Source organism: Pseudooceanicola aestuarii, assembly GCF_010614805.1.
Lineage (GTDB): Bacteria > Pseudomonadota > Alphaproteobacteria > Rhodobacterales > Rhodobacteraceae > Pseudooceanicola > Pseudooceanicola aestuarii.
In genome coordinates this window covers 566,084-592,028 of the sequence record NZ_JAAFZC010000002.1, presented here as the reverse complement: position 1 = coordinate 592,028, position 25,945 = coordinate 566,084, and the positions used below count along the sequence as shown (strand labels likewise).

Annotated in this window: 11 protein-coding genes; 8 read left to right on the top strand and 3 right to left on the bottom strand. The window is 65.4% G+C overall.

Annotated features, from left to right (window positions below; genetic code table 11):
- Positions 1-334: 334 nt before the first annotated feature.
- A complete protein-coding gene (locus tag G5A46_RS15645) occupies positions 335-1,393 on the top strand; it encodes a glycosyltransferase family protein (RefSeq protein ID WP_163850866.1) in 1,059 nt (352 codons plus the stop codon).
- A gap of 29 nt (positions 1,394-1,422) precedes the next feature.
- Here G5A46_RS15645 and G5A46_RS19785 read toward each other — a convergent pair whose 3' ends face one another.
- From G5A46_RS19785 to G5A46_RS15635, 3 genes are all read right to left on the bottom strand, one after another.
- A complete protein-coding gene (locus G5A46_RS19785) occupies positions 1,423-3,459 on the bottom strand; it encodes a DUF11 domain-containing protein (RefSeq protein ID WP_239520997.1) in 2,037 nt (678 codons plus the stop codon).
- A gap of 105 nt (positions 3,460-3,564) precedes the next feature.
- Complete coding sequence (locus G5A46_RS19780; RefSeq protein WP_239520992.1) at positions 3,565-7,254, bottom strand: GEVED domain-containing protein; 3,690 nt, start codon at positions 7,252-7,254, stop codon at positions 3,565-3,567.
- A gap of 298 nt (positions 7,255-7,552) precedes the next feature.
- Positions 7,553-10,270 (bottom strand): hybrid sensor histidine kinase/response regulator, encoded by a 2,718-nt coding sequence (locus tag G5A46_RS15635; RefSeq protein ID WP_163850864.1) that lies wholly within the window; start codon positions 10,268-10,270, stop codon positions 7,553-7,555.
- Between the two features lie 283 nt (positions 10,271-10,553).
- Between G5A46_RS15635 and G5A46_RS15630 the strand changes: the two genes are divergently transcribed.
- The 7 genes from G5A46_RS15630 to G5A46_RS15600 all read left to right on the top strand — a co-directional run bounded on the left by G5A46_RS15630 (position 10,554) and on the right by G5A46_RS15600 (position 25,922).
- Positions 10,554-11,174, top strand: a complete 621-nt coding sequence (locus G5A46_RS15630; RefSeq protein ID WP_163850862.1) for a response regulator transcription factor — start codon at positions 10,554-10,556, stop codon at positions 11,172-11,174.
- Positions 11,175-11,833: 659 nt separating this feature from the next.
- Positions 11,834-12,346, top strand: coding sequence for a hypothetical protein (locus tag G5A46_RS15625; protein WP_163850860.1), 513 nt, complete (start codon positions 11,834-11,836; stop codon positions 12,344-12,346).
- 109 nt (positions 12,347-12,455) lie between these two features.
- Positions 12,456-15,074 (top strand): beta strand repeat-containing protein, encoded by a 2,619-nt coding sequence (locus G5A46_RS15620; protein ID WP_239520985.1) that lies wholly within the window; start codon positions 12,456-12,458, stop codon positions 15,072-15,074.
- A 79-nt stretch (positions 15,075-15,153) separates the two neighbouring features.
- Positions 15,154-20,946, top strand: a complete 5,793-nt coding sequence (locus tag G5A46_RS15615) for a DUF11 domain-containing protein (protein ID WP_163850858.1) — start codon at positions 15,154-15,156, stop codon at positions 20,944-20,946.
- A 280-nt stretch (positions 20,947-21,226) separates the two neighbouring features.
- Complete coding sequence (locus tag G5A46_RS15610) at positions 21,227-21,934, top strand: lysozyme family protein (RefSeq protein ID WP_163850856.1); 708 nt, start codon at positions 21,227-21,229, stop codon at positions 21,932-21,934.
- 122 nt (positions 21,935-22,056) lie between these two features.
- A complete protein-coding gene (gene chrA, locus G5A46_RS15605) occupies positions 22,057-23,289 on the top strand; it encodes a chromate efflux transporter (protein WP_163850854.1) in 1,233 nt (410 codons plus the stop codon).
- 119 nt (positions 23,290-23,408) lie between these two features.
- Complete coding sequence (locus G5A46_RS15600) at positions 23,409-25,922, top strand: heavy metal translocating P-type ATPase (RefSeq protein WP_163850852.1); 2,514 nt, start codon at positions 23,409-23,411, stop codon at positions 25,920-25,922.
- Positions 25,923-25,945 lie beyond the last annotated feature (23 nt).

Below are 25,945 nucleotides of genomic sequence, written 5' to 3'. Positions count from 1 at the left end.
TTACTACCACCAGAATTTGGCGCGCTAATTCCGAAATCGCCCTCACGCCTGATGTCGACCTCGGGGAGGTTGTATACATTCTTCTGGACATGTAATTTTCACTGTGCATTCCTGTTCATGCAAGGACGGTGCGACACTTTCGAAAAGCGGAAAAATCCGCGGTGAAAGACGCATATAACGATGAAATTTGGATAGGACGAATTCGCAATTTTGCATTGTGAATTCCGTGAGCCTTCGCCATTGACGGCGCGTGGGTTTTCCAGCGCAGCCTCAGGCGTCCGCCATGTAACGCATTTTTGCCTGTTCAGATTGGTGACGAGGGAGTGCGTGTTATATGTTTGATATCAGGATCGGTGGGACTGCGCGACTGCCGCGGGTTTGCTATCTTTTGTCGACGGAGGAGGGGGACCGCTGTGCCGGGCTGGCCTTTCAGCAGGCTCTCGGATTGGCTGGTGTTCCGCTGGTCAATCATCCGGCTGAAGCCGATGCGGTGATCATCCACGACGCCCCGTTCCGAATTCCCGACCACGTCGCGATGTATCCCGATCTGGCGCATCGATACATCATCATCATGTCCGATTGGCAGGCCACGACCCTGCCCGAAGACCGCGCCAGACATCTGGAGATGGCGGACGAGATTTGGACCTGTTCCAAATTCTGCCAGGCCATATTCTCCCAGATCCACCCGCGGGTGATGCTTGTTCCGCATATCCTGCCCCGGCCGGAAGATGCCGGCTTTCCCGCCAGGCACCTTTTGCAGGAGAAGCTGGCCCTCGACGATGATACCTTTGTTTTCTATGCCTTCTCCAACGGGGAGGACGCCGACGGGATTACCGATACGATTGCAGCCTTTTCCGCATTGGAGGGGGAGGCGCATCTTGTGATCCGCTCCGAAGCGCCATTGGGTCAGGCGTTGCCCGCGCGGGTGACAAGCCTGCCGGGCCCTCTTGCGTCGGATCTGCTGGCTACTCTGCATGAGCGGGCGCAATGCCTGGTTTCCGCCCATCGGGGCGCAGGCTGGAATATGGCCCTGGCCGGCGCCTTGTCGCGCGGGAATGCGGTGGTGGCCACGGGCTTCGGCGGATGCCTGGAGGTGCTGAGCCCGCGCAATGCCCGGCTGGTGGATCACGATCTTGCGCCGGTGCCGGCACATGTCAGGCGTCGAATGGGATTCGGAACGGCCGATCCTGTACCGCTTTGGGCGGTGCCACGGCCCGCATCCTTGCACGCCCAGATGGCGGAGGCGCTGCGCGAGCGCCATCTGATCACCGATCGGCAGACCCGCGCCGTCTGCGATTCTCGGCGCTACTCCGCAGCCCGCATCGGGGAGACAATGGCCCGGCGCCTCGTCACCATCGGTATGGCTTCGGGTCTGGGACCCGAAACTGTGTAACCCAGGGGGCGCAGAGCTGCGGCCTGTTATCACGGCGAGATCCGCACCTGGAACGTCACCGCCCCCAGATCGCCGGGCGGGTAGGATCCAGTGCAATCCCATTGCAGGTCCCCGGCATAGCCTGCGCTGTTGCTGGCCGGTTTGGTCAGGGTACAGGTCACACCGCTGCCAACGCTGGCCGGGCTGGGAACGGGGCTGTCCAGAACCGTATAGGCGGGCGTGCGGTCGAAGATGCGGATGCTGGCGGCGGGGAGGGTACCCATGTTTTGCAACTGAATGCGGTATTCCAGCACATCCCCCGCCGCAGCACCGTTGCTGACCCCTTCGGGCGTGCCCTGGGTCACGTTGCGAACCGTTTTGGTCAGTTTCAGCGTGCCCTGTCCGGATTCGGCGCGCAACACGTCGGTGTTCCTGTCCTCCTCCACCAGGGCGGTGGCGCCATAGGTCGTCGTCGCAATCACGTCGAAGCGGTAGCTGGCCCCCTGCGCCGCCCCGGCGGAAGCCGAGACCCGGGCCACCAGACAGATCAAAACGCCGGGCTGCGCAGGCAGGGCAGCAGTGATCGCCGTGTCCGGCGATCCGTCGCAGCCATCATCGAGGTAGAGCGCGGCAGTAAAGGTTCCGGGGCTGGAACTGGCCAGGACGTCGATGTCAAATACCACGTCGCCGGGCGCCTGCGGCAAGTATTCATGGCGGAGCGCCTTGACCTGTCCTGGGCGCAGGGCCGCCTGTTGGCTTTCGTTCAGGCGCGCCGGGCCGATCAGCCCCATGTCCAGCCCGCCATAGGTCGTGCCGGGCACAGGGGTGAAGGTCAGTGTACCGTCGCGGGGATCGGGATTGACCAGGCCGGGAAGGGTGGCGCCGGTTTCCGAGACCAATCGCAGGTCGGGGCCGGGCAGGGTGGTGATCGTGACCGCGTCGGCATAGCCCGCCGGCAGGGTCAGGGTCCATCCCCCGTCGGCGTTGACGATGGGGCTGGCGATCAGGGTGCCGCCGCCGTCCAGGACCCGAACCAGTGCGCGGTCGGTGCCGGCCTCGTCACCTGATTGCTGACCGTCGTAGGCGGTGGCGTTGATCCCATTGTCGAAGAAGATAAGCCCGGACAGCGTGGCACCGCCATCCGTGAGGGTCACACTGGCGGATGCCTCGTCATCGTCGGCGATCCCGTCCCCCAGGTCGTCGACCAAGGCACCGCTGGCGGGGTCGCTGTCAGGATCGGGGACGGAGCTGGCGACGATCTCGGCCTGGTTGGTATGCACGCCGGTCGCAAGCATGGTGACGCGGATCGTCAGACTGTGGCTGGTGCTGGCCAGCACATCGCCCAGATCCCAGATGCCCGTGCCGGGGTCGTAGCTATCCCCCATGGCAGCGGCATCGTCGGAGACATAGGTGAACCCACTGGGCAGCAGGTCACGCACCTGCACGCCGGTGGCGATACCCAGCTCCGCGTTGGAGAGGGTCAGCACGAAATCAAGCGCTTCTCCCACGGCGGCAGTGCCGGTTTCCTGCGCATCGGAGGCCCGGCGCACGATCTTTGTGAGGGACAGGTCGGCGGAAGAGGAGTTTGGCGCAAATCCGAAATCCAGCCCGCCCCTCGTGCTGCCTGCCGTCACCTCGATCCCTTCGTAGGGGTTGGGCGTGCTGAGCGCGCGGCCCGGCGGAAGGTTGGCATCGGTGGTCGAGACCTCAACCCGGTAGGTCAGCGCGGCATCCAGATCGGCAAAGAGATAGCTGCCGTCGCCCGCGCTGTCCTGGGCGGAGAGGAAGACGTCGTCTGACGTGTCGCCGATGGTGCCCCGGTCATCGAAAAGGGAGACGAGGATATCGGGCAGGCCGGTGTCGCCGGTATCATAACTCGCGGAGGTGTTCGCGTCATCGAAAACGGTCCCGGCCAGCGCGCCCTGGGGGGGCAACGGCCCGAGGGCGGATGCACAGGCCGCGCCGTCGTTGAACCCTTCCTCACTTTGGGACAGGGTATCAACGAAGCTTTGCGCGCCGGTGCCGGATCCCTGAATGCCGACATCGGCGGTAAAGATCTCTCCGCTGCCATCGCGGTTGACATACATCCGCCCGTAGAAGTCGAACCAGACAGCCCCGAAATTGCCGTTCCAGATCGCGGGCCCGAAATCGACAGGGGTGCGGCTGCCCAGCGTACCGGAAAGCGGGTCGAATTAGAACAGGCGCCCGGTGTTGCGGTTGATGCCGTAGATCATCTGGTCATTGGGGTTATAGGCGACATCGACGATATCTACCGAAGCGCTCAGGTTGATCTGGCCCTGGTCGACCGGGTTTGCTGGATCGCTCAGGTCCAGCAGCTGGAAATCGCTGGTGCCCTGAATCCGATAGATCAGGGTTCCGTCCGGCAGGAAATCCCCACCCAGGCCGCCCAGCCCGACAGAGCCGGGAAGCGGACCTAGATCCGTGAAATTGCCTTGGGAATCCAGTTGGACGAGGTCCCGCGTGCCGGTCGCCACCGCATACATCAGCCCGTCCTGCGGATTGTAGCCCCAGCCACCATCGTAATCCGAACCTGCCGCCGTACCGACATTGCTGACGTTTACGGAATAGAATCCGCTGGTTTCGACGAATTCGAGACGTTGCAATTGCGAGTTGAAGCGCGAGATCCGGTAGAGCGATCCGTCACAGCTGAAAGGGACGGCCCCGGCTGACAGGGCGACGCGGTAATCCTCGACCTCACCATCGAAGTTCAACCCGTCAAAAGGATCCTGTGTCACCGCGCTGGACGTCGACCAGCGCAGCCGGGCATAGGTATAGCCGCTGGCGATGGTCGCGGGCACCGGGATGTTCAGGGTGATCTGGTTGTTGAACACCCCGTCCAGGTCACCAGCCCCGCCATCGCGGTAATTGGTTGCGACCTGTTCGGCCGGGTCGAAGACACCGTTACGGTCGAAATCGATCCAGAGCTGCAAATTGGTCACCCCGGAGGCGACGAAAAAACCAAGATCATATTGCAGGCTGAGCGTTTCATGCGTCTGCACTGTCAATTGCACATTGGTGCCCGCCTCCAGCACCGGGAAAACCGCGATGCTGTCCTCGTCATCGGCGCCGCTCAGGTCATCGGCATCAGCAAGGACACTGTTCTGCGGCTGCACTTCCGTATCGGGCAGGCCGCTGCCCAGGTAAATCTCCGGTACGACCGCGTGGCGCGGATCCCCGTAGGAGGCCGGAGCATCACCGCGGTCGACCAGGTCGGCGGCGGCGATCAGCAGGCTGTAGTCCTCCACCTCGCCATCGACGGCCACGTCGGATGTGTTCAGTCCCGCTTCGCTGGAGTAGCGAAAGCGCGCAAAGGTCGTGGAAGTCGTCGCATCCGTCGGCACGGCCACGTCCACCTGGATCACGCCGTCACCCGCAACATTGTCATAGACGGAACCGTCGTCACGCAGGTCGGTGGCGATGCGTTCGCCCAGGCTTTCCTCGAACAGGCCGTCGCCGTTGAAATCGATCCAGGCCTGCAAATTGCCCGTGCCGACCACGACAACATCCAGGGTGCTGATCGCGCCCTGCGTCAGCACGGGAAAGACCACGCCATCCTCGTCATCGGTGTCCAGCAGGTCATCGGCGGTTGCGGTACTGTCGGTCTGCGCCAGCAATTCGATATCGGGGGGCACCGTGCCCAGGAACACGGTCGGCACCAGGGGGACGCCATGGCTGGGAGTCAGGTAACTGATTGGCGCGTCGCCGAAATCCAGCCCGTCCCCGGCGTAGACCGCGATGGTCACCCGCGCACGGTCGCAATCGGTTGTGTTGACGGCGTCGCACAGGCGGTAGTCGATCGTGTAGACCCCCGCAGGAACACCGGCGGGCACCGTCACCCGACCCGCGCCGGGGCCCGAAACTTCGAGGATGGGAACCAGATCGCCTGGGGATTGCGGTTGCGCCGGGGTCAGCACGTCCAGCGTCACGGTGGGGAACGCGGCGGGCAACCCGTTTACCGTGTCATTCACCAGAACCTCGCCGGTTGTGCCGCCAAACACCGTGTTGATCGGGGTGGCGGTGTAATCGTCGTCCCGCGCGATGATTTCCGCCGAGGTGGCCGCGATCGCGCAGAGCAGGATGCCCGATCCGCGCGTGGCGCGATTGCTGGATTGTCCGGTATAGCCGTGCAGGAATTCCGCCTCCACGAAGGTGGAATATTCATAGGTGGTGAAATTGTCGAAGCTGCTTTCGTTGGGCTCATCCACCCAGTTCAGAGGGTTACCGTTCTTGGCCGGATCCATCCCGATGGGCGTCCCGCCGCCGGGGTAGCTGACCAGGGGCGCCGTGTTGAAATGGGAAATCGTGTCCGGCGCGGTCAACGGGCCGACCACGTCGGTGGAATCGTCCCCCGTGCCGCGGCTGTCGACATCGGTCTGCTGCACGATCACGCCGTTGATCCGGCTTTGGTCCACCGGGGTGCCCAGAGGGGTCGCGGCGGTGGCGCTGCCGTCTTCGACCATGCGCAGACGGTAGCTGATGCGGGCGTCGTCGCGCGGGGTCATCCGTGCCTCCAGCGTGGGGCCCAGTTCCAGCTGCGAGGCACGCGCGATGGAGGTGACCTGGAATACCACGTCGATGTCATTGCCGGAGCTGTCGCTGGTCACGTTGTCATAGACGAAAATGTCCGAGGTGGTCAGGTTTCCGGGGCTGCCGCTGCCGGCCAGCTGGGTGCGCGGCTGACGAAAGACGGAAACCGGTGTACAAGTCAGCGCGCCCGGGCCGCCGCCCGTCACTACGCTGGTGACCAGAGACAGCGATCGCGGATCGCTTTGCAGGCGCGCGACAAAGGGCTGGCCGATCCGACCGATTCCCGCGGTGGCGCTGCTGTCGACCGATCCGGTCAGCACGTCGGTCGCTGTGACGGTGTAGGGCGCGCTACAGGTGACGCTGCCACCGGGGGCGATCGGTGTGGAAATGGCCGGGCAGGTAACGGTTCCCAGCAGGTCATCCTCGATCAGGATGTCCTGCCCGGTGTTGAAAGGCAGGGCACCGGTGTTGGTGACCACGTAGGTGTAGGTGACGGATTCCCCCTGCACCCCGGTGGAGGGGGTGACCGAACGGTCCAGCGTGATGGTCTGCCCGACCGTGAACCGCCCCTCGCCCAGCACGCCGATGCCACGCGCGACCGGATTGTAGCCGAGGCTGGGCCGGACGTTGCCGATGGATTCGTCATAGGTGACTGTCGCGCTGGAAGTGGCATCGGGATAGCTGGCACGAATGGTACCGCGCGTATCGTTGGGGGAGGTCGGCGAAGGTGTCGGCCCGTCGAAGAAGACACATTGCGCCTGATTGGCGGCCAGCGCACCTGTCGCGCCGGAACCGAAGCCGGGGCCGACGATCACGGTCGGGTCAAGGTCAAGCGCGGCCAGCGCGGGATTGCCGTTGTCCCCTGTCAGGGTCACGAAGTCGCAGCGGTCGTCGGCATTGTTGTTGTCGGAGGCATCGATATCCAGCACGTCCAGCGACAGCCCGTCAACGGGGAAGGCGATGCCGCCGGAGGTGAAGGCCAACGTGGCCGTGGTCGAGGCATCACCGACCTGCCCCTGGTTGAACGGGGCGTCGGCGACGAAGATCAGGCTTTCGACATTGCCGCCAAAGAAATTCCCGTCATCGGGAAAGGGGTTCGAGCCGATCGGGGCGAAATCGCCCGACACGCTGATAGTGGCGTCGATCTCGAACCCGTATTGGTCGCGCAGCGGCGTTGTCAGCGGCGTGGTCGACCCGGCCGGCCAGTTGATCACGCTCCAGTCCAAAGTGAACTCTCCGGCACGGACCTGGGGGGCAAGGCTTGCGGACAGCCCGACGAGCGCGGTTGCCAGGCAAAGAAGACGTATCGTCACGGAGATGAACACTCTGGCCACCTTTCCTTCTGAGAGGCGCGGATGATCCGCGAAGCCGCGCAATCCGCAGCGGCGGATGGGCGCCCGTTCAATCTGGCAGGTTCGCCCTCGCACCGCGAAGGCGCAGAGGGGCAGTCCCACCACCCGCCGTGCATAGGGGCCTATTCTTCCGCATAGGAGGGGGGTCAGGGCCGGCCACAGGTGCCCTCTGTCTGGCGCGGGCCCGGCGGGTTTCCGGGCGAAAGGCGATGGGCCGGCTGCCGCCGGGCGGGTAGGGCATGGCCCTGTGCCGCAGGGCAGGGCGGCGGCGGTTCAGGGCTTATTGAAGGATGCGCTGGCGCCAGGCATGTTGCGTGCGTTCCCACAGCTGGGGCAGCAGGGATGTAAGGCCCATGGCCCGGTCCAGAGCGCCCGATTTGCAGGCGGCTTCGATCTGTTCAAGGTTCTGGTGCAACCGCTTGGCGCCGAACATTCCGCACATCCCGGCCATGGCATGGGCGCGCGACTGCAACTCCGCCAGCTCCTGGGCCCGGATCAGTCCGGGCAGCTCATCTTGCATGCGCTGGACCAGGGCGGAAATCCGCTCCGACAACTTGTCCCGGCCGAGAAGGTCCAACAGTTGGAGTAGCTGGGCCTCATCCAATAGGGGGGTCTCGTCTTCGTCAGCTTGCTCCAGGAGGGGGGCAGTTGGCTTTTTCTTGCTTTCAGAGGGCGGAGCGGCCGCGGCGGTCAGACCTTCGCCACCCGGCCCGGTCAAGGACGTGCGGGACTGTTGCGTGGAAACGGCGGACCCGGGGACATCCGGCGTCCTGTCCGCCGCGGCGGAGGCGGGGGAGGCATCGACCGCGGCGCCGCCGGAGGTAACGCTTTGTGTCAGCGCGGATTTCAACATGCTCATGTCTACCGGTTTCTGGACGCAGCCGATCATCCCGGCGGCGGTGAATTCGGCGCGCTCCTCCGGCAGGGCGTGGGCCGTGACCGCCAGGATCGGGGTCTGGCAATTCGGTCCCGGCGCAGACAGAATCGCGCGGGTTGCCTGGATACCGTTCACGCCAGGCATTGAAATATCCATAAGAATGGCGTCGAATCTGCGTTTTCCCGCGACATCGATCGCCTCCTGGCCTCCGGGAGCAAGGGCGACATCGTGGCCCATCCGCTCCAGCATGGCCTTCAGAAGATCGCGATTGATCTGGTTGTCATCGGCCACCAGCAGCGACAGCGCGGGATGGCAGACAGGTGTTTCCATGGGGTCGCGGCGCGGCCGCGGCACGGAGACGGGCGCGCGGCGGACAGGCAGGTCGACGATGAATTGTGCGCCTTCTCCGGGGGTGGACAAACAGTGGATCGTCCCACCCAGCCGCCGGACCAGCCGGCGGGCAATGCCCAACCCCAGCCCGGTGCCGCCGGTGCGCCGCTCGTACCTGCTGTCGAGAGAGACGAAATCCTCGAAGATGCGATCCAGGTCGGCGGCAGCGATGCCCGGTCCGGTATCTTCCACTCGCAGGTGCAGCACCTGTTGATCGGCGCCGGTGCCGGGACGATAGGTGGCGGCCAGGGTCACGTCCCCGTTGGGGGAAAACTTGATCGCGTTGCTCAGCAGGTTGACAAGGATCTGCTGCAACGCGCGCGGGTCCGTCAGGATCTGTCGATCGTCCAGGCCGGATTGATTCAGGTGCAGTCGCGTGGCGGAGGTCTGGGCGAGGGGCGTCATCATCCCGACCAGCCCGGAGGTCAGTGCCGTGGCGTCGCAGGGATGCAGTGTTTCGTCGCCGGTTTCCGTTTCGCTCCGCTCGATCGCCAGCACATCGTCGATGTGGCCCAACAGGATGTCGCCCGAGGTCATCGCCGCGTAGAGAAATTCGCGCTGCTCGCCATCCAGCGCGCTGTCGCGCAGCAATTGCAGCGCCGACAGGACTCCGTTCAGGGGGGTGCGCATCTCGTGGCTCATCATCGCGAAGAACCGCGATTTTTCGCGGTAGGCCTCCAGCGCCTCATCGCGGGCGCGGGTGATTTCGGCTTCCTTGTGTTTCTTGTCGGTAATGTCGCGAATGTAGGAAACAAATATCGGCCCGGTATCGGAATTCGCCAGTGATATGGACAGGTCCGCCGGAAAACAGCGGCTGTCGCGATCCATCAATTCGTATTCGAACCGCCCCTGGTCGGCGAGCAGCGGCACCCCGGTGCGGCGAAACCGATCCAGATTGTCGCGTTGCGCCTGTCGCAGGTGGGGTGGCACGATGAGATCGATGAAATCGCGGCCCACAGCATCCTGACGCGACAAACCGAACACCGCCTCGGCGGAGCCGTTGAAGTCACGGATCACCCCCCTGTCATCGGTCACCACCACCGCGTCGAGCGAGGCCCGGAGCGTGGTTTCCAGCCGCGTCTGATGTTCCCTCGCCTGGTGGGACGCCTGATCGAGAGACCGGGCCTGGCCGGAAAGTCGAAGGATCGCACCAAGCAGTGCAAGCGCCACGGCGATGGCGACCACGAACAGCACTTCGATCAGGCGGATGATGCGCTGCCGTTCGGTTTCCTCCGCCGATGCGGACAATGCGACGGAGGCCAACGCGATCTCCCGCGGGACATTCTCCACCTCGTGCAGGGCGGATTGAAGGTCATCAAGCCCGGCTCGCAATGCGGTATCTCCGGCGTCGATCAGAGGTATCTGGCCATCCAGCATCCGACGCAGTCGCGCAATGTCCGGCACGATCGCGGCATCATGTTGCATTTTTTCGGCGATATCGACCCGGCTGTAGAAAATATCGAAACGTTTCCGCAGGTTGCGAAGACCCTCCGGAGTACTGGACCGGGCCTGAGCCAAGGCCCGATCCAGCTTCAGATATTCGATCTCCAGTTGGGAATAGACCCACTCGGTATGATCCGACCGCGCGGTATTCAGGGTTCGAATTCCGTTCCACACGTTGAAGGCAAGTGCGCCGGCCAATGCAAGGCAGAGCATCACCGTCAACGTCAGGAAACATCCCAGCCAGGGACGTCGTCCTGCAAACAACCGGGGGCGTTCGGGCCATTTCATTTCACGGACGCCGCGCCAGGGCGGAACCGCCTGCCCGGCTGGGCGGCTGGTCCGGGCAAAAGGGCGTGGCCGGGGCGGCGGGACATCACAAAGTTCCTTGCATTCTCCATATATACTCTAGGGGACAGCGGCATTGCGGCAGAATGGGCAAGTGAACAGTTTGCCTATCCCTATGGATAGCTACGCTACGGAGGAGCGATTGTTCTATCACGACGCGGCCCGGACTATGCATCATCCGGGTCTTTCTGTACCAATGGCAGTACATCCCCCAGGAGTCCCGCTGATGACGCTGAACATTCTGATCGCCGACGATCACGACATGGTGCGCGAGACGATCGCGATGTTTCTTGACGCCGATGGTGGCAGCACCACGGTTGCGGCCAGCGATCTTCAGGAGGCGCTGGACCTGATCAACGGGCAGGGGCCCTTCGACCTGGTGCTGCTGGACTATACCATGCCCGGCATGAAGGGGCTGGAGGGGTTGCAAGCCGCTCTGGACGCCAATGACGGCAAGCCTGTCGGCCTGATCTCGGGCACTGCGACGCGGCTGGTGGCGGAACAGGCGTTGGAAATGGGGGCCATCGGTTTCCTGCCCAAGACGTTGCCGGCGAAATCGCTGGTCAATGCGGTGCGCTTCATGGCCGCGGGGGAAATCTATGCCCCCGTCAGTTTCATGTCCGGCAAGGATGGACCCGAGGAAACCGATTTCGAAAAGGCCTTGTCGGATCGGGAGAAGCAGGTTCTGCGCGGTCTGATCGGTGCCAAGTCCAACAAGGAGATCGCGCGGGAGCTGGATCTTCAGGAGGTCACGATCAAGTTGCACGTCAAGACGCTGTGTAGAAAGCTGGACGCCAAGAACCGCACCGACGCCGCCATGATCGCCCGGGACGCCGGCTTCATGTAAGCGCGCGCGAATTGCCAAATTAATGGCATTTCTTCGAAATTTGTAATGGAAGTGGACGTCTCTTTTTGTGGCGCCATTTTTGGTATTCGGCGGTGAGTCCTGCGGGCGGGGTTTCCGTCGCCAATGCCGATCGGTCCTCGATTCACGTTTCGGATTTTTCGGGGCGAATCCGCAAGAGCTGACCATTCTTTGCCGTGGGCTTTGTTCTCCGTAAAATGTCGCCAACCGGATCGCGGGACCATTCGTTCTGATCGGCCGGTGTTCTGGACGTGGGGCCGAGAGGGCCGGCCGCAGGAAAGTGCAGCTTGGTTGCACCACGGGCCTGGGCCTGCGTTGCAGGCGCTTGGCGCGGGTTGCACCATGATCGCGTCGAACAATCAGTCAAATCACGGGAATATTCCAGGAATTGGCGGCCAGAATGCGCCGTAATTCAATCGCGTCTGCCGCCGCGTCTTCCGCCGAACGAAGTGCAAGGCATTCCAGTCCGATAGGCGTCCCTATCCTTTCGCATAGGGGGCTGCCTGCACGCTCGGGCTTTTAACCCTATGGGCAAATGCATTTGAGGGCCGACCGGGAAAGGATGGGTCAAGGCAGTTCGAAACCCGAACGGCCCTGATTCAATCGCCGGTCCGTGGTCCGGCCTCAAAGGGAAGGCATACATGTTCAATTACTCCCCCAGATCGACCCGTGCCGCGCTTGCCGGGATCCTCCTCTCCTGTGCCGCAATGCCAGCGGCGGCGGAGGCTCTGTCCAGCGACTTCTCCTTCCGCGTGGTGGAAACCGGCGCGGACGGTGCGGAACGCCTCGTGGAACGTGGCAGCGTGCGCCCGGGCGAGGTGATTCATTACCAGCTGCGCCACGAAAACATGACCGACGCGGACCTGTCCGGCCTGGTCATCGCAGCCCCGGTGCCCAACGGCGTCTCGCTCACCATCGGTGGGGAGACGACCTCCGTACCCGCCCTGTTCGAAGTTCAGGCCGACCTGGACCCCGACCGTGCCGGCCGCGAATGGTCGACGTACCCCGCAATGCGCAAGGTTTACGACGCGGCGGGCAACCTCGTGGAGGAACCCCTCCCCGAAGCGGCAATCGCCGCCGTGCGCTGGACCCTGCTTGAACCGCTCGAAGCCGGAGACGTGGCCCTGAACACCTACCGCGTCCGGATCGACTGACGACCGTCCGACCCGGTGGGCCGGGTCAATTGACCGGCCCGGCCGGCCCGCACGCGGGCCACCCCGGGCATCCATTCAAACCCTATCCTGGAACAGAGGGATCATATCAGTGTCTTATCATAATTTCTTCATGCGCTCGGCCAGCGCGGGGGCGGTCTGTGCCGTCATCGGCGCCGCGGCCTACGCAAATACGCCCGAGGCGGGATCGGTGATCGGCAACCAGGCCGTCGCGACCTATCTCAACGCTTCGGGTGACACGATCACCGTGACCTCCAACACCGTCGAGACGATCGTGCAGCAGGTCGCAGGGGTCACCCTGACCTCCGACAATGACGAGACGATCGCCCCGGGCGGCAAGGCCTTCCTGCCACACATCATCACCAACGATGGCAACGGTCCCGACAGCTTTGACCTGACGGCGACCGAGAACGGCTCCGGCACGCTGGATACCACGCAGCTGGTGTTCTACCCGGATGCGGATATGGATGGCGTCGCCGACAGCGCCACTGCCATCACGACCACGCCGACCCTGGCGCCCGGCGAACAATTCGGCGTCGTGATCGAGGCGGCGGTCGCCTCCAATGCCACCGGAGACGAGACGATCGCGGTGGTCGCAACCTCCGCACTGACCAACACGGTGACGGCGGCCAATACCGATACGCTGACGATTTCCAACGATGCCATCGTCGAACTGGTCAAGTCGATGAATGTCGATGCCAGTTCCGGCGGGGATCCCTCCATCGTCGATGCGGGCGATACGGTCACCATCACCCTGACCTATTCCAGCACCGGCCTGACCGCCGCCAACAACTATGTGGTCGAGGACGTCCTGGACGCCAACCTGCTCTATGTCGAGGACAGTGCCAGGTGGTCCGATGCTCCGGGCGTTCTGGACGATGACAATGCAACCACGGCCGTCGATGGCACCAACGGGTCGGGAGAGACGATCGCCTGGGATTACGACGACACCCAGACGGTCAACTTCACCCTGTCCTCTGTCGGCTCCGGCCGGTCGGGCAGCGTGACCTTCGAGGCGGTGATCGCAAGTACCGCCAATGCGGGGATCATTCCCAACACCGCCACCCAGGAAGTCGATGGCGTCATCTTCCCGCCGTCGAACACGGCATCGGTCACGGTGGACAATGAATATTCCGTCGCCATCGCGGATACCGCGATCAATTCCGACGGATCGCCCAACCTCGCCACCACCTCGGCCACCGATGACGATACGTTCAACAACGATATCGTGACCGAAACCACCGACGTCTACCAAGGCGGCACGATCCGTCAGGAATTCGTCCTGACCAACCTGTCAAACGAAGCCGACAGCCTGTCTGTCGCCGTGGACAATGTCGATTTCCCGGCGGGCACCACCTTCCGCTTTGTCGGGGCGGACGGCGTGACGCCCGTCATCGGCTCCGTCGGGCCGCTTGCCATCGGGGAGAGCGCCAAGGTGACGCTGCTGGCCACACTGCCGAGCGATGTCACCCCGACCGCTGCGGCGGCCTACACCGCGACACTGACCACCACCTCCGACGGCTCCGGCGTATCAGACACCTCGACCGCGGAATTCACCGGTGCGGTTCTGGCGGCAGCCGTGGATCTGGAAAACACGGATCCGACCGCGCGGGGCGACGGGGCCTTCCCCACCAATGGCGCCAACCCCTGGATCAGCACGTCGACGGATCCCGGTGTCCCGGTGACCTTCGACATGCTGGTGGAAAATGAAGGACCGAATTCCGAAAGCTACAACATCTCTCTCGCCCAGGCCCTGCCGACCGGCTGGACGGCTGAATTCCGACTGACCGACGGCACCCTGGTGTCCAACACCGGCACCATTCCCGCCGGGGACAGCAAGACCTTCCAGGTGATCATCACACCCGATGAAAATGCCGCGCCGGGCAATACGCCCATCGATATCGCCATCGTTTCCGCCGTGTCGGGGCAGGGCGACCGGATCGTCAACCAGGTGGCGGTCAACGCGGTGCATGACGTCCAGATCATCGACGACCAGAACGCCCAGGCAGCGCCCGGCGGGATCGTCGACATGCTGCACACGATCACCAACAACGGGAACGTGACGGTCACCGAAGGGTCCATCACCGAAACCGGACTGACCAACTTCTCCGGGGCCATTTTCCTGGATGCCGATGGCGATGGCGTAGTCGATCCGGCGGAAACCGTCATCGACAACTTCTCCGATATTGCCGGCGGCCTCGCCCCGGGAGAGAGCGTTTCGGTGATCTACCGGGTACAGACGCCCTCCACCTCCACCAGCGGCGTGTCCGAGATCGGCACCCTTGCCCTGGGCAGCAGCCTGAACGGCGGCACCGCCACAGACGGGGATACCACCAACAACGCGGTGGAAGATCGGGTGGTGATCGTCTCGGGTGACGTGACCCTGACGAAGTACCAATATGTCGACCCCACCTGCACCGGCGCCGCGGGGGTCTTAACCAAGACCCGCCAGGACGTGGAGCAGGGCCAGTGTATCCGCTACCGCGTCGAGGCGGAGAATACCGGAACCGCCGATGCCTCCAACGTCACGATTTCAGACGCGGCACCGGCCTACACCACCATCACCGATTGCGGTGGAGCCTGCGCAAGGACCGTCTTCCCCGGTGGAAGCACCTCCAGCGCCTCCTCGACCAGCGTGTCGAGCAGCCATGGCACCATCCTTCCCGGTGGGTTCGCACGGTTGGAATTCACGGTGAAAGTGAACGAGTAAGCGAACCCGGCGCCCCCGACCCCCTCTTTCGGGGGCGCCACCCACCTGCCTCTCCCCTCTCATTCCACGGAGCAAGCTGATGCGCAGCCTTCTTCAAACAGTCGTCCTGTGCGCGGAAAATTTCGTCCATCTCGTTGTTCTGGTGCTTGTTCTGTTTCCCCGCCCGCTGATGGCCGATCCGGTCCCGGCGGGTACGCTCATCCGCAACATCGCGGAAATCACCTATTTCAACGCCGCTCTGGGCATCATCGAGACGATCCGTTCCAACCCGGTGGAGGCGGAGGTGGGATCGGTGCCCGCGCTGGATGTCGCCGGCGGCTCCGAACTGCTGCTGACCCGTGGCGCCATGGCCGAATACCATTTCGAGGTCACGAATACCGGCAACGTCCCGCTGGAAACCCTGCTGGAGGTCCGTGACCTCGCCGGGTCCGGGCTACTGGCAGACGGGTCGCTGGTGCATGATCTGAACCGGAACGGCGTTGTCGATGCCAGCGACCCTGCCATCGGCCCCGATACCTTCGTGACGATGGTCCCCGGTGAAACGCTGCGCCTGATCTATGCCTTCCGGGTGTCCGCCGCCGCGACGGCCGGCGTCAACATGCGCTCTGTCCTGGTGGCCAATGCCAGGGCGGTGACTGGCCAGGGCAACCTGCAACTCACAGGGCAGGCGTCGGGTCTGTCGCGCATCGTCTCCGGCACCCTGACCCTGGAAAAACAGCAAATGCTGCGCCGTGATGGGGATACGACCTACCTGCGCTACGACCTGCGGCTGCGCAACAATTCCGATGTTTCGATCGCCGCCTACGACAACCTGGATGGCGCGCCGTTGCGGGTGAACGGCCTGTCGGTCAGCGGCGTGCTGCTGCGCGACCCGCTGCCGGGCGAGGTGACTTTTCACACTCTCGACGCGGCGGGCGGACTGCGCGTGCTCTATCATCTCGCGGGGGAGGCGCCACAGGATTACACCGATCAGCTGCCCGCCCGGCTTGCGGATGTCGATGCCATCGCCTTCCTGCACGAGGGGGCCTTTCCCGTGGGCCGGTCCAGCGACGTGGCCTTCACCGTCCGGTTGCCGGACAATGACGCAGCCCTGATCATCCGCAACACGGCAGAGACCTACCTGGCCCAGGAGGGGACGACGCTCACCCTGTCCTCCAACACCACGCTGCATGAACGCGACGGCACGATCCCGGGCGAGCTGCAATACGTGAATTCCACCACCGGCGAGGAGGAGGAAACCAACGCGCCCGGCTTTGACACCCGCCTGCGGCTGAGCTTTGACCGCTGCGATGTGACCGAACAGGTCGACAGCGCGATGATCACCATCCTGGGCAATCTGACCGGCGATATCGAGCGGGTGACGGCAGTGGAAACCGGCCCGACCACAGGGGTCTTCCTGACCCCGGCGGTGCCCCTGGCCAGGATGGATCGCGCGGCGGAGGGCGACAATGTCGTGGCGACCGACAATGGCGACATGCTCTATGCCGAAAGCGTCTGTGACGGGCTGCGCGTCGATGACCAGCTGTTCATCACGCCGGGCAATTTCGTGTTCAACGCGCTGACCAACCAGGCCGTCGAAGGTGGTGCCGTGGCGCTGATGGACGCCACGACCGGGCGCGAAATCGACCGGCGGGTTACCGACGAACGAGGCTTTTTCTCGTTCGAGGATGTTGCCCCCGGGACTTACCGCTATGACGTGGTGGGCAGCGATGCGTGGAACTTCCCCACTGTGCGGGGCGATTTCGCGGGCTATGGCCGGCGGGTGGCAGATGCCGGGTTCGGGCAGCCGTTCCGCCATGGGGGCGGGGCGATCTTTGTCTCCGACATCCCGGTGGATCCGCATTACGGCGCCGCCCTCTCCCTTGCGAAGACGGCAGATCGCGAGCAGGTCGGCCATGGTGAGTTCGTCACCTACACCCTGACCCTGACCAACAACATGAACCAGGCGTTGATGGCTGCGGAATTGCTGGACCGGCCGCCGTTTGGCGCGCGGCTGGTGCCGGGGTCCGTCGCCCTGGATGCGCAGGGGATGCCGGATCCAATCCGGGATGGCAGCGGTGATCTGGTGTTCCAACTGGACAGGCTGGCGCCACTGGCTCAGCACGAGTTGCGCTATGTCATGCAATATACCGCCGCAGCACGCGAGGGGCGGAACGAGAATACGGCGATCCTCAGCGGTCGCCAGGCGGGCACCGGCACGCTGCGCCAATCGCAGACGGCGCGCTCTGTTCTGCGGCTGGACAACAGCGGTGGGGTCTTTTCCCGGCAGGGCGGCGTGATCGGATCTGTCTTCATGGATTGCGACGCCGATGGCATCCGCGGCCCCCAAGACGAACCCGGCATCCCCGGCATCCGCATCGTCACGCAAGAGGGATTGTCCGTCGTTACGGACAAGGATGGCAAATATTCTCTTTACGGTCTGCGCCCGGTCACCCATGCCTTTCTCCTGCAGGAGGAAACCCTGCCGCGCGGCACCGAGGTCACCGTGACCCGGACAAATGACCTGGGGCGCGGCGGCTCCCGCCTGGTGCCCTTGCGCCGGGGCGAGCTGCGGGCAGAGCATTTTGCCGTGACGGCCTGTACCCCCGCCGCCATGGCCGAGGTCGCTGCCCGCCAGGTTCAGATGGTCGCGCAGGACGGGCCCGACAGCCTGACCGCCGCCGACCTTCCGATCGAAGCGCGGCGCGCCCCGCAACGCTCCGCCCGCAACGAGGCGGGGATTGCCACCACGCGCCAGATGACGCCGGACATGTTCGCCGAGACCCTGGATGATACGCCCCCTGCCGCGGAGGGGACGCCCGGAGACAATGCCGCCGACGCGGAAACCCGCGCGGAGGGGCTGACCCGCAAGGCTCGGGAGGCCCAGCGCCGGCAACCGCTGGAGGCGCTTGTGCGCGGCATGGACACGACACCCGGCTTCGTCGACCTGGCGGACGGAGAGACCGTGATGCGCCGCAGCCAGAACATTCGGGTCAAGGGGAAGGCCGATCTGACGCTGTCGCTGTTGGTGAATGGGCGGGCGCTGGACGCCGATCGCATCGGCGAGCGCACCAGCTGGGAGGCAGGCAATCTACAGGCGCTGGATTTCGTCGCGGTGAAACTTGACGCCGGTACGAACCGACTGACCCTGGTCGGGCGCGACGGCTTCGGGATCGAACGTCTGCGCCACGAGATCCGCGTGATCGCCCCGGGCCAGCCCGCCCGGTTCGACATTATCCTGCCGGAAACCGCCTCAGCCAACCCCGCCAGCATCGTGCCGGTCGTGGTGCGGGCGCTGGATGCGCGCGGCCTGCCGGTTCCGGCCTCTGGTACCGTCACGCTGGATGCGACCCGCGCGTTGTGGGACGTGGTGGATATCCGCCCCGGTACCCCCGGCATTCAAGCCTATCTCGATAACGGGGAGGCGACGTTCGATCTGATCCCGCCGCAGACTTCAGGCCCCGACCTGATCACCGTGACCGGCACCATGGGAGAGAGCGAGGCGGCAATCACCTTTACCCCCGACCTTGATGAACGCATCCTGATCGGTGTCATTGAAGGCGCCGTGGCGCTGGGCGGATCGGGCGATGCCTTGCTGGAACAGGGACGCTTTTCCTCCTTCGAGGACACGACCACCGGCCTGCGCGGAGAGTTGTACCTCAAGGGGGTGATCCGGGGGGAGGCGCTGCTGACCCTGCGCTATTCCTCCGACCGCGATACCGAGGACCGATTGTTCCGTGATATCCAGGGCGATGAATATTACCCCGTCTATGGCGACACCTCCGAACGCGGCGCCGATGCGCAATCATCGGGCAATCTTTACGTGAAGGTGGAGAAGGGGCGTTCCCACATCCTGTATGGCGATATTGCCATCGAACCTGAAAGTTCCGCCTTCCGGCTGGGCGGGCTGCGTCGCGTGGCCACCGGGGCCAAGGCGCATTGGGAAAACGACCGCGTATCGGTCACCTTGTTCGGTGCGCGCACCGCGCAGGAACAGGCGAGCACCGAATTCGCCGGGCGCGGGATCTCCGGACCCTACGATCTGGACCTGGGCGGCTATGTCCAGGGCACGGAACGGGTGGAGCTGCTGGTGCGCGACGAGGACGGTGGCGACATACTGGAAACCCGTGCCCTCCGCCGGGGCACCGACTACCTGTTGGATTACTTCCGCAACACCATCACTTTCGACGCGCCGGTGCGCCAGTTCGATGCGGAGGGCAACCCGGTTTCGATCCGCATCACCTACGAGGTCGAGGGCGCCGATGCCGACCGCTACTGGCTTTACGGTGGCGAGGTGAACCAGGCGCTGGGCGATCGCACCCGCATCGGCCTGCGCGCTGTTCATGCCGATGCCCCCCGTGACAATCCGGCGCGGGAGCGGCTGCAATCGGCCTATATCCGACATGATCGCGGCACCGGCGGCGCCTGGGAGGCCGAGGTCGCCCGCTCCGAAAACGCGGCAGGCGTGGTCGATACCGCAGGCAGGCTGTCCTACCATCTCAAGACCGAGACACGGCGCTTCAGCGTTGAGGCGATCCATAGCGGCCGCAACTTCAGCGCCCGTGGTGGGCTGGCCCGTGCCGGGACAAGCCAGCTGCGCCTGCGCTATGGACAGGAGATCAATCGCCGGGACGAGCTGACATTCGCCGCCGAATTCACCCGCGACCGGATCAACGCCAGCGAACGCCTGTCCGTGGAGGCCGACTACACCCGGCAGTTCAGCAACCGCCTGCGCGGCAGCCTGGGGCTGGAATACCGCCGCGATCTGCGCGCCGATGACCGCACGGCCAGCACCAATCTGATCCTCGGCGCCAACTGGACCCCGCGCAACCGGCCCGGCACGGTAATGGAGGCCCGGCTGCGCCTGCCGGTGGCGGGCGAGAAAACGGCGACCCGGCTGACCTTGAACATGAACCGGGAGACACGCAATGGCTGGCGCGCCTTCAACGAGGTCGAACTGACCTTCGGGGAGGATCGGATCGCCAGTCACTCCCGCCTCGGGTTTTCCTATGATCTGAACGAATGGCTTTCCGGCCAGACTGAACTTAGCCGTGGCGCGGCCGACCTGGACGCCACTCTGAACCAGCAGCTGGCGGCCCGTTGGGCGCCCTCCGATCTGCTGAGCGTTACCGCCGGGATCGAACATTCCCGCCGGATGGAGGCGAATGAACACACCCTCACCAGCGTCGCGTTGGGGGCGAAATGGGAATCCGCCAACAGCCGCTGGGTCGGGGATGCCGATCTGGAAACCACCTACGAGGAAACCGGGCGGACGCATTACGCCAATCTCGGCCTGGCCGGGCGCGTCTCTCCCGATCTGACGGTGCTGGGCCGCACGCGGCTGGCCGTGGACGACCGCAATGATCAGGACCGCACCCGCCTTCGGGTCCGGGCTGGCGTTTCCTATCGCCCGGTCGAGGACCCCCGGCTGGAGGTCCTGGGCTGGTATGAGCGCCGGCTGGAGAAACGCGCCGGCCGCAATTCGGCGCATTTGTGGTCGGTCGATGCCACCTACGAGGTCAGTGCCGACCTGCGTCTGAATGGCAAATATGCCGGTCAGGTCCAGGGGACCGCGATCGATACCGGGGCGGAAGTCGCGTCGACCACCCAGTTAATTCAGGCAGGGGTGAATTATGAGTTCGGCGACGACCGGTTCCAGTTCGGCGTGAATGCCGCGCGCCTGTGGGACGATGCAGGGAATTCCACCGGCGGGGTCGGGGCGGAGCTGGGTTTCTCACCGCGCCGCAACACGATGCTGGCGGTCGGCTACAACCACGCATCGGGCCGTGTCGCGGGTCAGGAGGAACTTTATCAGGATGGGTTTTACCTGCGCCTGAACCTGCTCTTTGACAATTCGCTTTGGGATCAGCTGGACGGGTTCCTGGGGAACTGAACGGCTGATCCCGATGCAGGCGCCGCGCCGGAACCTCCCGTCCGGCGCGGCCCGACCGTGTTCTGCGCAACCCCTGGCCGGGCGCGACCGGGAGGGGGCGCAGGTCGGCGCGCGACGTCGGCCCGGCGGGGCAAGGGCGTGGCGCAACGGGCGCGAACCCTATGCCTTCGCCGGATCGCCTATACTTTCGCCGCGCCAACTGACCGGCTGCACGAGTGAGATCGGCACCGCTGACAGGCAGACTTCCCCAATGATCTTTTTCATTCATGGAGTTCGCAGAATGCCCTTCAATAGGACCGCTCTACTTCTTTCCCTCGTCGGCATCCTGGTGGCCCCCCTTGCCCGGGCGGAGGAATTTTCCATCCTCAATTCGGCGGCATTCGGCGGCGGTGATGTCAGTTTCTCCCTGCTGCCGGACAGCGCGACAAGCAAGATCAAGCTGCATGTCCCGGAACGGGCCGGTGACCCGCGCCGGGCGATCGACGACCTGCCGCTGGCATCCGGCCCGACGGCCGGACTGCGCCATCTGATCGGTATCACGGAGGCGCGGCGCGACGGCTATGACGCGGTGCAGCACGGCGCGACGCGGCTACCGCACCTGGCGCCGACGCAGCTGACCATCGGTGAGATCTACGCCTGGATCGAAGAGACGCCCGGCCAGCCCCATGCCATCGGTCGCTACCAGTTCATCCCCGCGACCCTGCGCCGGCTGGTGGATGAGGCGGGGCTGGACCGGGCCACGATGTTCACCCGTGTCGTGCAGGACCGGCTGGCGGATATCCTGCTGGAGGACGCGGGTTACAGCGCCTTCCTGGCCGGGCGGATCACCCGTCACAGCTTCATGGAAAACCTGGCCCGGATCTGGGCTGGGCTGCCGACAGTGACGGGGCTGTCGCATTACCATGGCGTGGCTGGCAACCGGGCGCTGATCTCCTGGGCAGAGTTCGACAGCAAGATGCTCCGCATCTTCCCGGCCCACCAGGGGTGACGGGGCGGGGCGCGCTGTCCGCGACATGGCAAAAGCCACCATGACACTGGCCGATGCCATTGCTCTGCGGGGAGGAATCCGCTTTACCCATCGCGGTCTCAACAGCGGCGGGAGCGGCCGGAATGAACGCAACACCACCTCCGGTCGCGCAGGGGCGCCCCGGCGAAGTTTTCGGCGCCTTTCTGAAGCTGGGCCTGACCAGTTTCGGCGGTCCCGTCGCCCATCTGGGTTATTTTCGGGAAGAATTGGTCACCCGTCGCGGCTGGCTTTCCGACGCGGCTTATGCGGATCTGGTGGCGCTTTGCCAGTTTCTGCCGGGCCCGGCCTCCAGCCAGGTCGGGTTTGCCCTGGGTATGATGCGGGCGGGCTGGTGCGGGGCAATCGCCGCCTTTGTCGCCTTTACCCTGCCGTCGGCCCTGATCCTGATGGTTTTCGCCATGGGGGCGGCGGCGCTGGACGGCCCGGTCGGGCAGGGCGCGTTGCATGGGTTGAAACTGGTGGCCGTGGCCATCGTCGCGCAGGCGGTGCTGGGCATGGCGCGGCAGCTCTGCCCTGATCGGGCGCGCGCCTTGATCGCCGTGATGGCCATTGCGCTGCTGGCGCTGGTGCCGGCACCCTGGGGCATGGTGGCGGCGATCGTGACCGGCGGGCTGGCCGGGCTGCTCCTGGGCAAAGGCCGGGACAGCGTGGCCCTGGCGGCGGGGCGCGTGGCGATGCCGGTCACGCGGGGCCAGGCAGGGCTGGCGGCGGCGCTGTTCGGCGGGTTGCTGCTGGGCCTGCCCGTCGTGGCGGGCCTGTCGCAAGGGCTGGCCCCTGGCTGGACGGCGGGATGGAACCTGGCCGACAGCTTCTACCGGGCGGGGGCGCTGGTCTTTGGCGGCGGCCACGTGGTCCTGCCGCTTCTGGAGGCGGAGTTGGTGCAGACCGGGCGCGTCGGCGCCGATGCATTCCTTGCGGGCTACGGTGCCGCGCAGGCGGTACCGGGGCCGCTGTTCACCTTCGCGGCCTACCTTGGGGTTGTGACGGTGACGGGGCCTGACGGCATGATCGGGGCGGCCATCGCGTTGCTGGCACTGTTTCTGCCGGGCTTTCTGATCCTGACGGCGGCGCTGCCGGCCTGGGAGCGGATGCGCGGCATGACGGGGGCGCAATCGGCGATGCAGGGCGCCAATGCGGCAGTGGTGGGGATCCTGGCGGCCGCGCTTTATTCGCCGGTATTCACTTCTTCCGTGGCGGGTATGACGGATCTGGCGCTGGCCGCGTTGTGCTTTGTGCTGCTGGTGGCCTGGAAGGCGCCGCCCTGGGCGGTGGTCCTGCTGGCCGCGCTGAGTGGTATCGCGATGGCGCTGGTTTGAGGGCGCGCCGTGGGCGGGGCGGCGAAACGGGGCGGCAAAAAATAATGTCGGCACCGTCTTGACCCTCCAGCAACTGGAACCTCCATATGGGGTGTCAGTTGACCGTGACGGAGCCTGACATGACCACGACCCTCCAGCTGTCCATCGACGGCATGAACTGCGCGTCCTGCGTGGGGCGCGCCGATCGCGCCTTGCAGCAGGTCGCTGGCGTGACGCAGGTCTCCGTCAACCTGGCCTCTGAAACCGCGCGCATCGCGGTGGAGAGCGCGGATGCGGCGCGCGCCGCGATGGCCGCGCTGGATCAGGTGGGCTACCCGGCGCGATCCGAAACGCGGATCCTGCGGATCGAGACGATGTCCTGCGCTTCCTGCGTGGGGCGGGTGCAAGGGGCGCTGAACGCGGTTCCCGGCGTGATCGAGGCGCAGGTGAACCTGGCGTCGGAGACGGCGCAGGTCACCTTTGCGCAGGGTGCGCTGACCGGCGCCGACCTGGCGCGGGCCAGCGCCGCCGCGGGCTATCCCGCGCAATTGGCAGAGGGGTCTGCCGCCGCTGCCGAGGCGCCGGACCGCAAGGTGCGGGAGGCCAGCGCCCTGTTGCGCCGACTGTGGATCGCGCTGGCCCTGACCCTGCCGGTCTTCGTGATGGAGATGGGCGGCCACCTCGCGCCTGCCCTGCACCATTGGATCGATGCGACCATCGGGCGGCAGATGTCCTGGGGCCTGCAATTCCTGTTGACCACCGCCGTGCTGGCCGGGCCGGGGCGGATGTTCTACACCCGTGGGCTGCCGGCGCTATGGCGCGGGGCGCCGGACATGAACAGCCTGGTCGCGGTGGGGACGGGCGCGGCCTACCTCTATTCCGTGGTCGCAACCTTTCTGCCCGGCCTTCTGCCCGAGGCGGTGCGCGCCGTCTATTTCGAGGCCGCCGCCGTGATCGTCGTGCTGATCCTGCTGGGCCGCGCGCTGGAGGCCCGCGCCAAGGGCCGCACCGGAGCGGCAATCCGTGGGTTGATGGACCTTCAGGCACCCACCGCCCGGCGGCTGGCCAGCGACGGCAGCACACAGGAAATCGCGCTGGAGGATGTGCGACCCGGCGACCTGGTTCTGGCCCATCCGGGAGAACGGATCGCCGTGGACGGGGAGGTCGCGGAGGGCCGCAGCCACGTCGACGAAAGCTTGTTGACGGGGGAGGCTGCGCCGATCGTGAAATCTCCCGGCGATGCGGTCACCGGGGGTACAATGAACGGCACCGGCAGCTTGCAAATCCGCGTCACCCGCACCGGCGCCGACACGACCCTGGCCCATATCGTCCGCATGGTGGCGGACGCCCAGGGCGCGCGCCTTCCGATCCAGGGGCTGGTTGACCGCATCACCCTGTGGTTCGTGCCCGCCGTGATGGCGGTGGCGGTGCTGACCGGGCTGGCATGGCTGGTCTTCGGCCCGGATCCGGTGCTGACCCATGCGCTGGTGGCCGGGGTGTCGGTGCTGATCATCGCCTGTCCCTGTGCCATGGGGCTGGCCACGCCGACCTCCATCATGGTGGGCACCGGGCGCGCCGCCCAGATGGGCGTGCTGTTTCGCAAGGGCGATGCATTGCAGCACCTGGCGGGGGCGGAGATCGTCGCGCTGGACAAGACCGGCACCCTCACCCAGGGCCGTCCCGCCCTGACAGAGCTGAAGCTGGCTCCGGGTTTCGCGCGGGCCGACACGCTGGCCCGCATCGCGGCGGTGGAGGCGCGGTCCGAACACCCGCTGGCCCAGGCCGTACTGCGCGCCGCCCGGATCGAAGGGCTGGACCTGCCCGAAATTCGCGATTTCGACAGCGTGACCGGACAGGGCGTTCAGGCGCAGGTGGACGGCATGTCCGTGCGTGTCGGATCGGAGCGGTTCCTGGCCGACGCCGGGATCGACCTGTCCGCGCTGACCGGCCAAGCGGCAGAGCTGGCGGCGCAGGGGCGTGGTGTGGTTTTCGCGGCGGTGGGGGACCGGGTGGCGGCGCTGATGGGCGTGGCCGATCCTGTGAAACCCGCCAGTCGCAGTGCCATTGCCGCCCTGCGCGCCCGCGGGCTTGAGGTTGCGATGATCACCGGCGACCGGGCGGAAACCGCCTGGGCCATCGCCCGCGAAACCGGGATCGACCGGGTCATCGCCGATGTCCTGCCTCAGGGCAAGGTCGACGCGCTGGACCAGTTGCGGGCGGAGGGACGGCGCGTGGCCTTTGTCGGCGACGGGATCAACGACGCGCCGGCGCTGGCCCATGCCGACATCGGGATCGCCATCGGCACCGGCACCGATGTGGCCATCGAATCCGCCGACGTGGTGCTGATGTCGGGCGATCTGCGCGGGGTGGTCAACGCGGTTGAGGTCTCTGCCCGAACGCTGCGCAACATCCGGCAGAACCTGTTCTGGGCCTTTGCCTACAACGGTGCGCTGATCCCGGTGGCGGCAGGGGCGCTCTATCCCGCATGGGGGGTGCTGCTGTCGCCCGCGCTGGCGGCGGGAGCGATGGCGCTGTCCTCGGTCTTCGTGCTGAGCAACGCGCTGCGCCTGCGCCGCATCGCGCCCGCAATGGCGGAGGACGGGGCCGACCTTGGCACTCCCGCCGCCGCCGTGCCCGCGCCCGCGCGCGCATAATGACTGCGCCGGGGCCAAGAAGA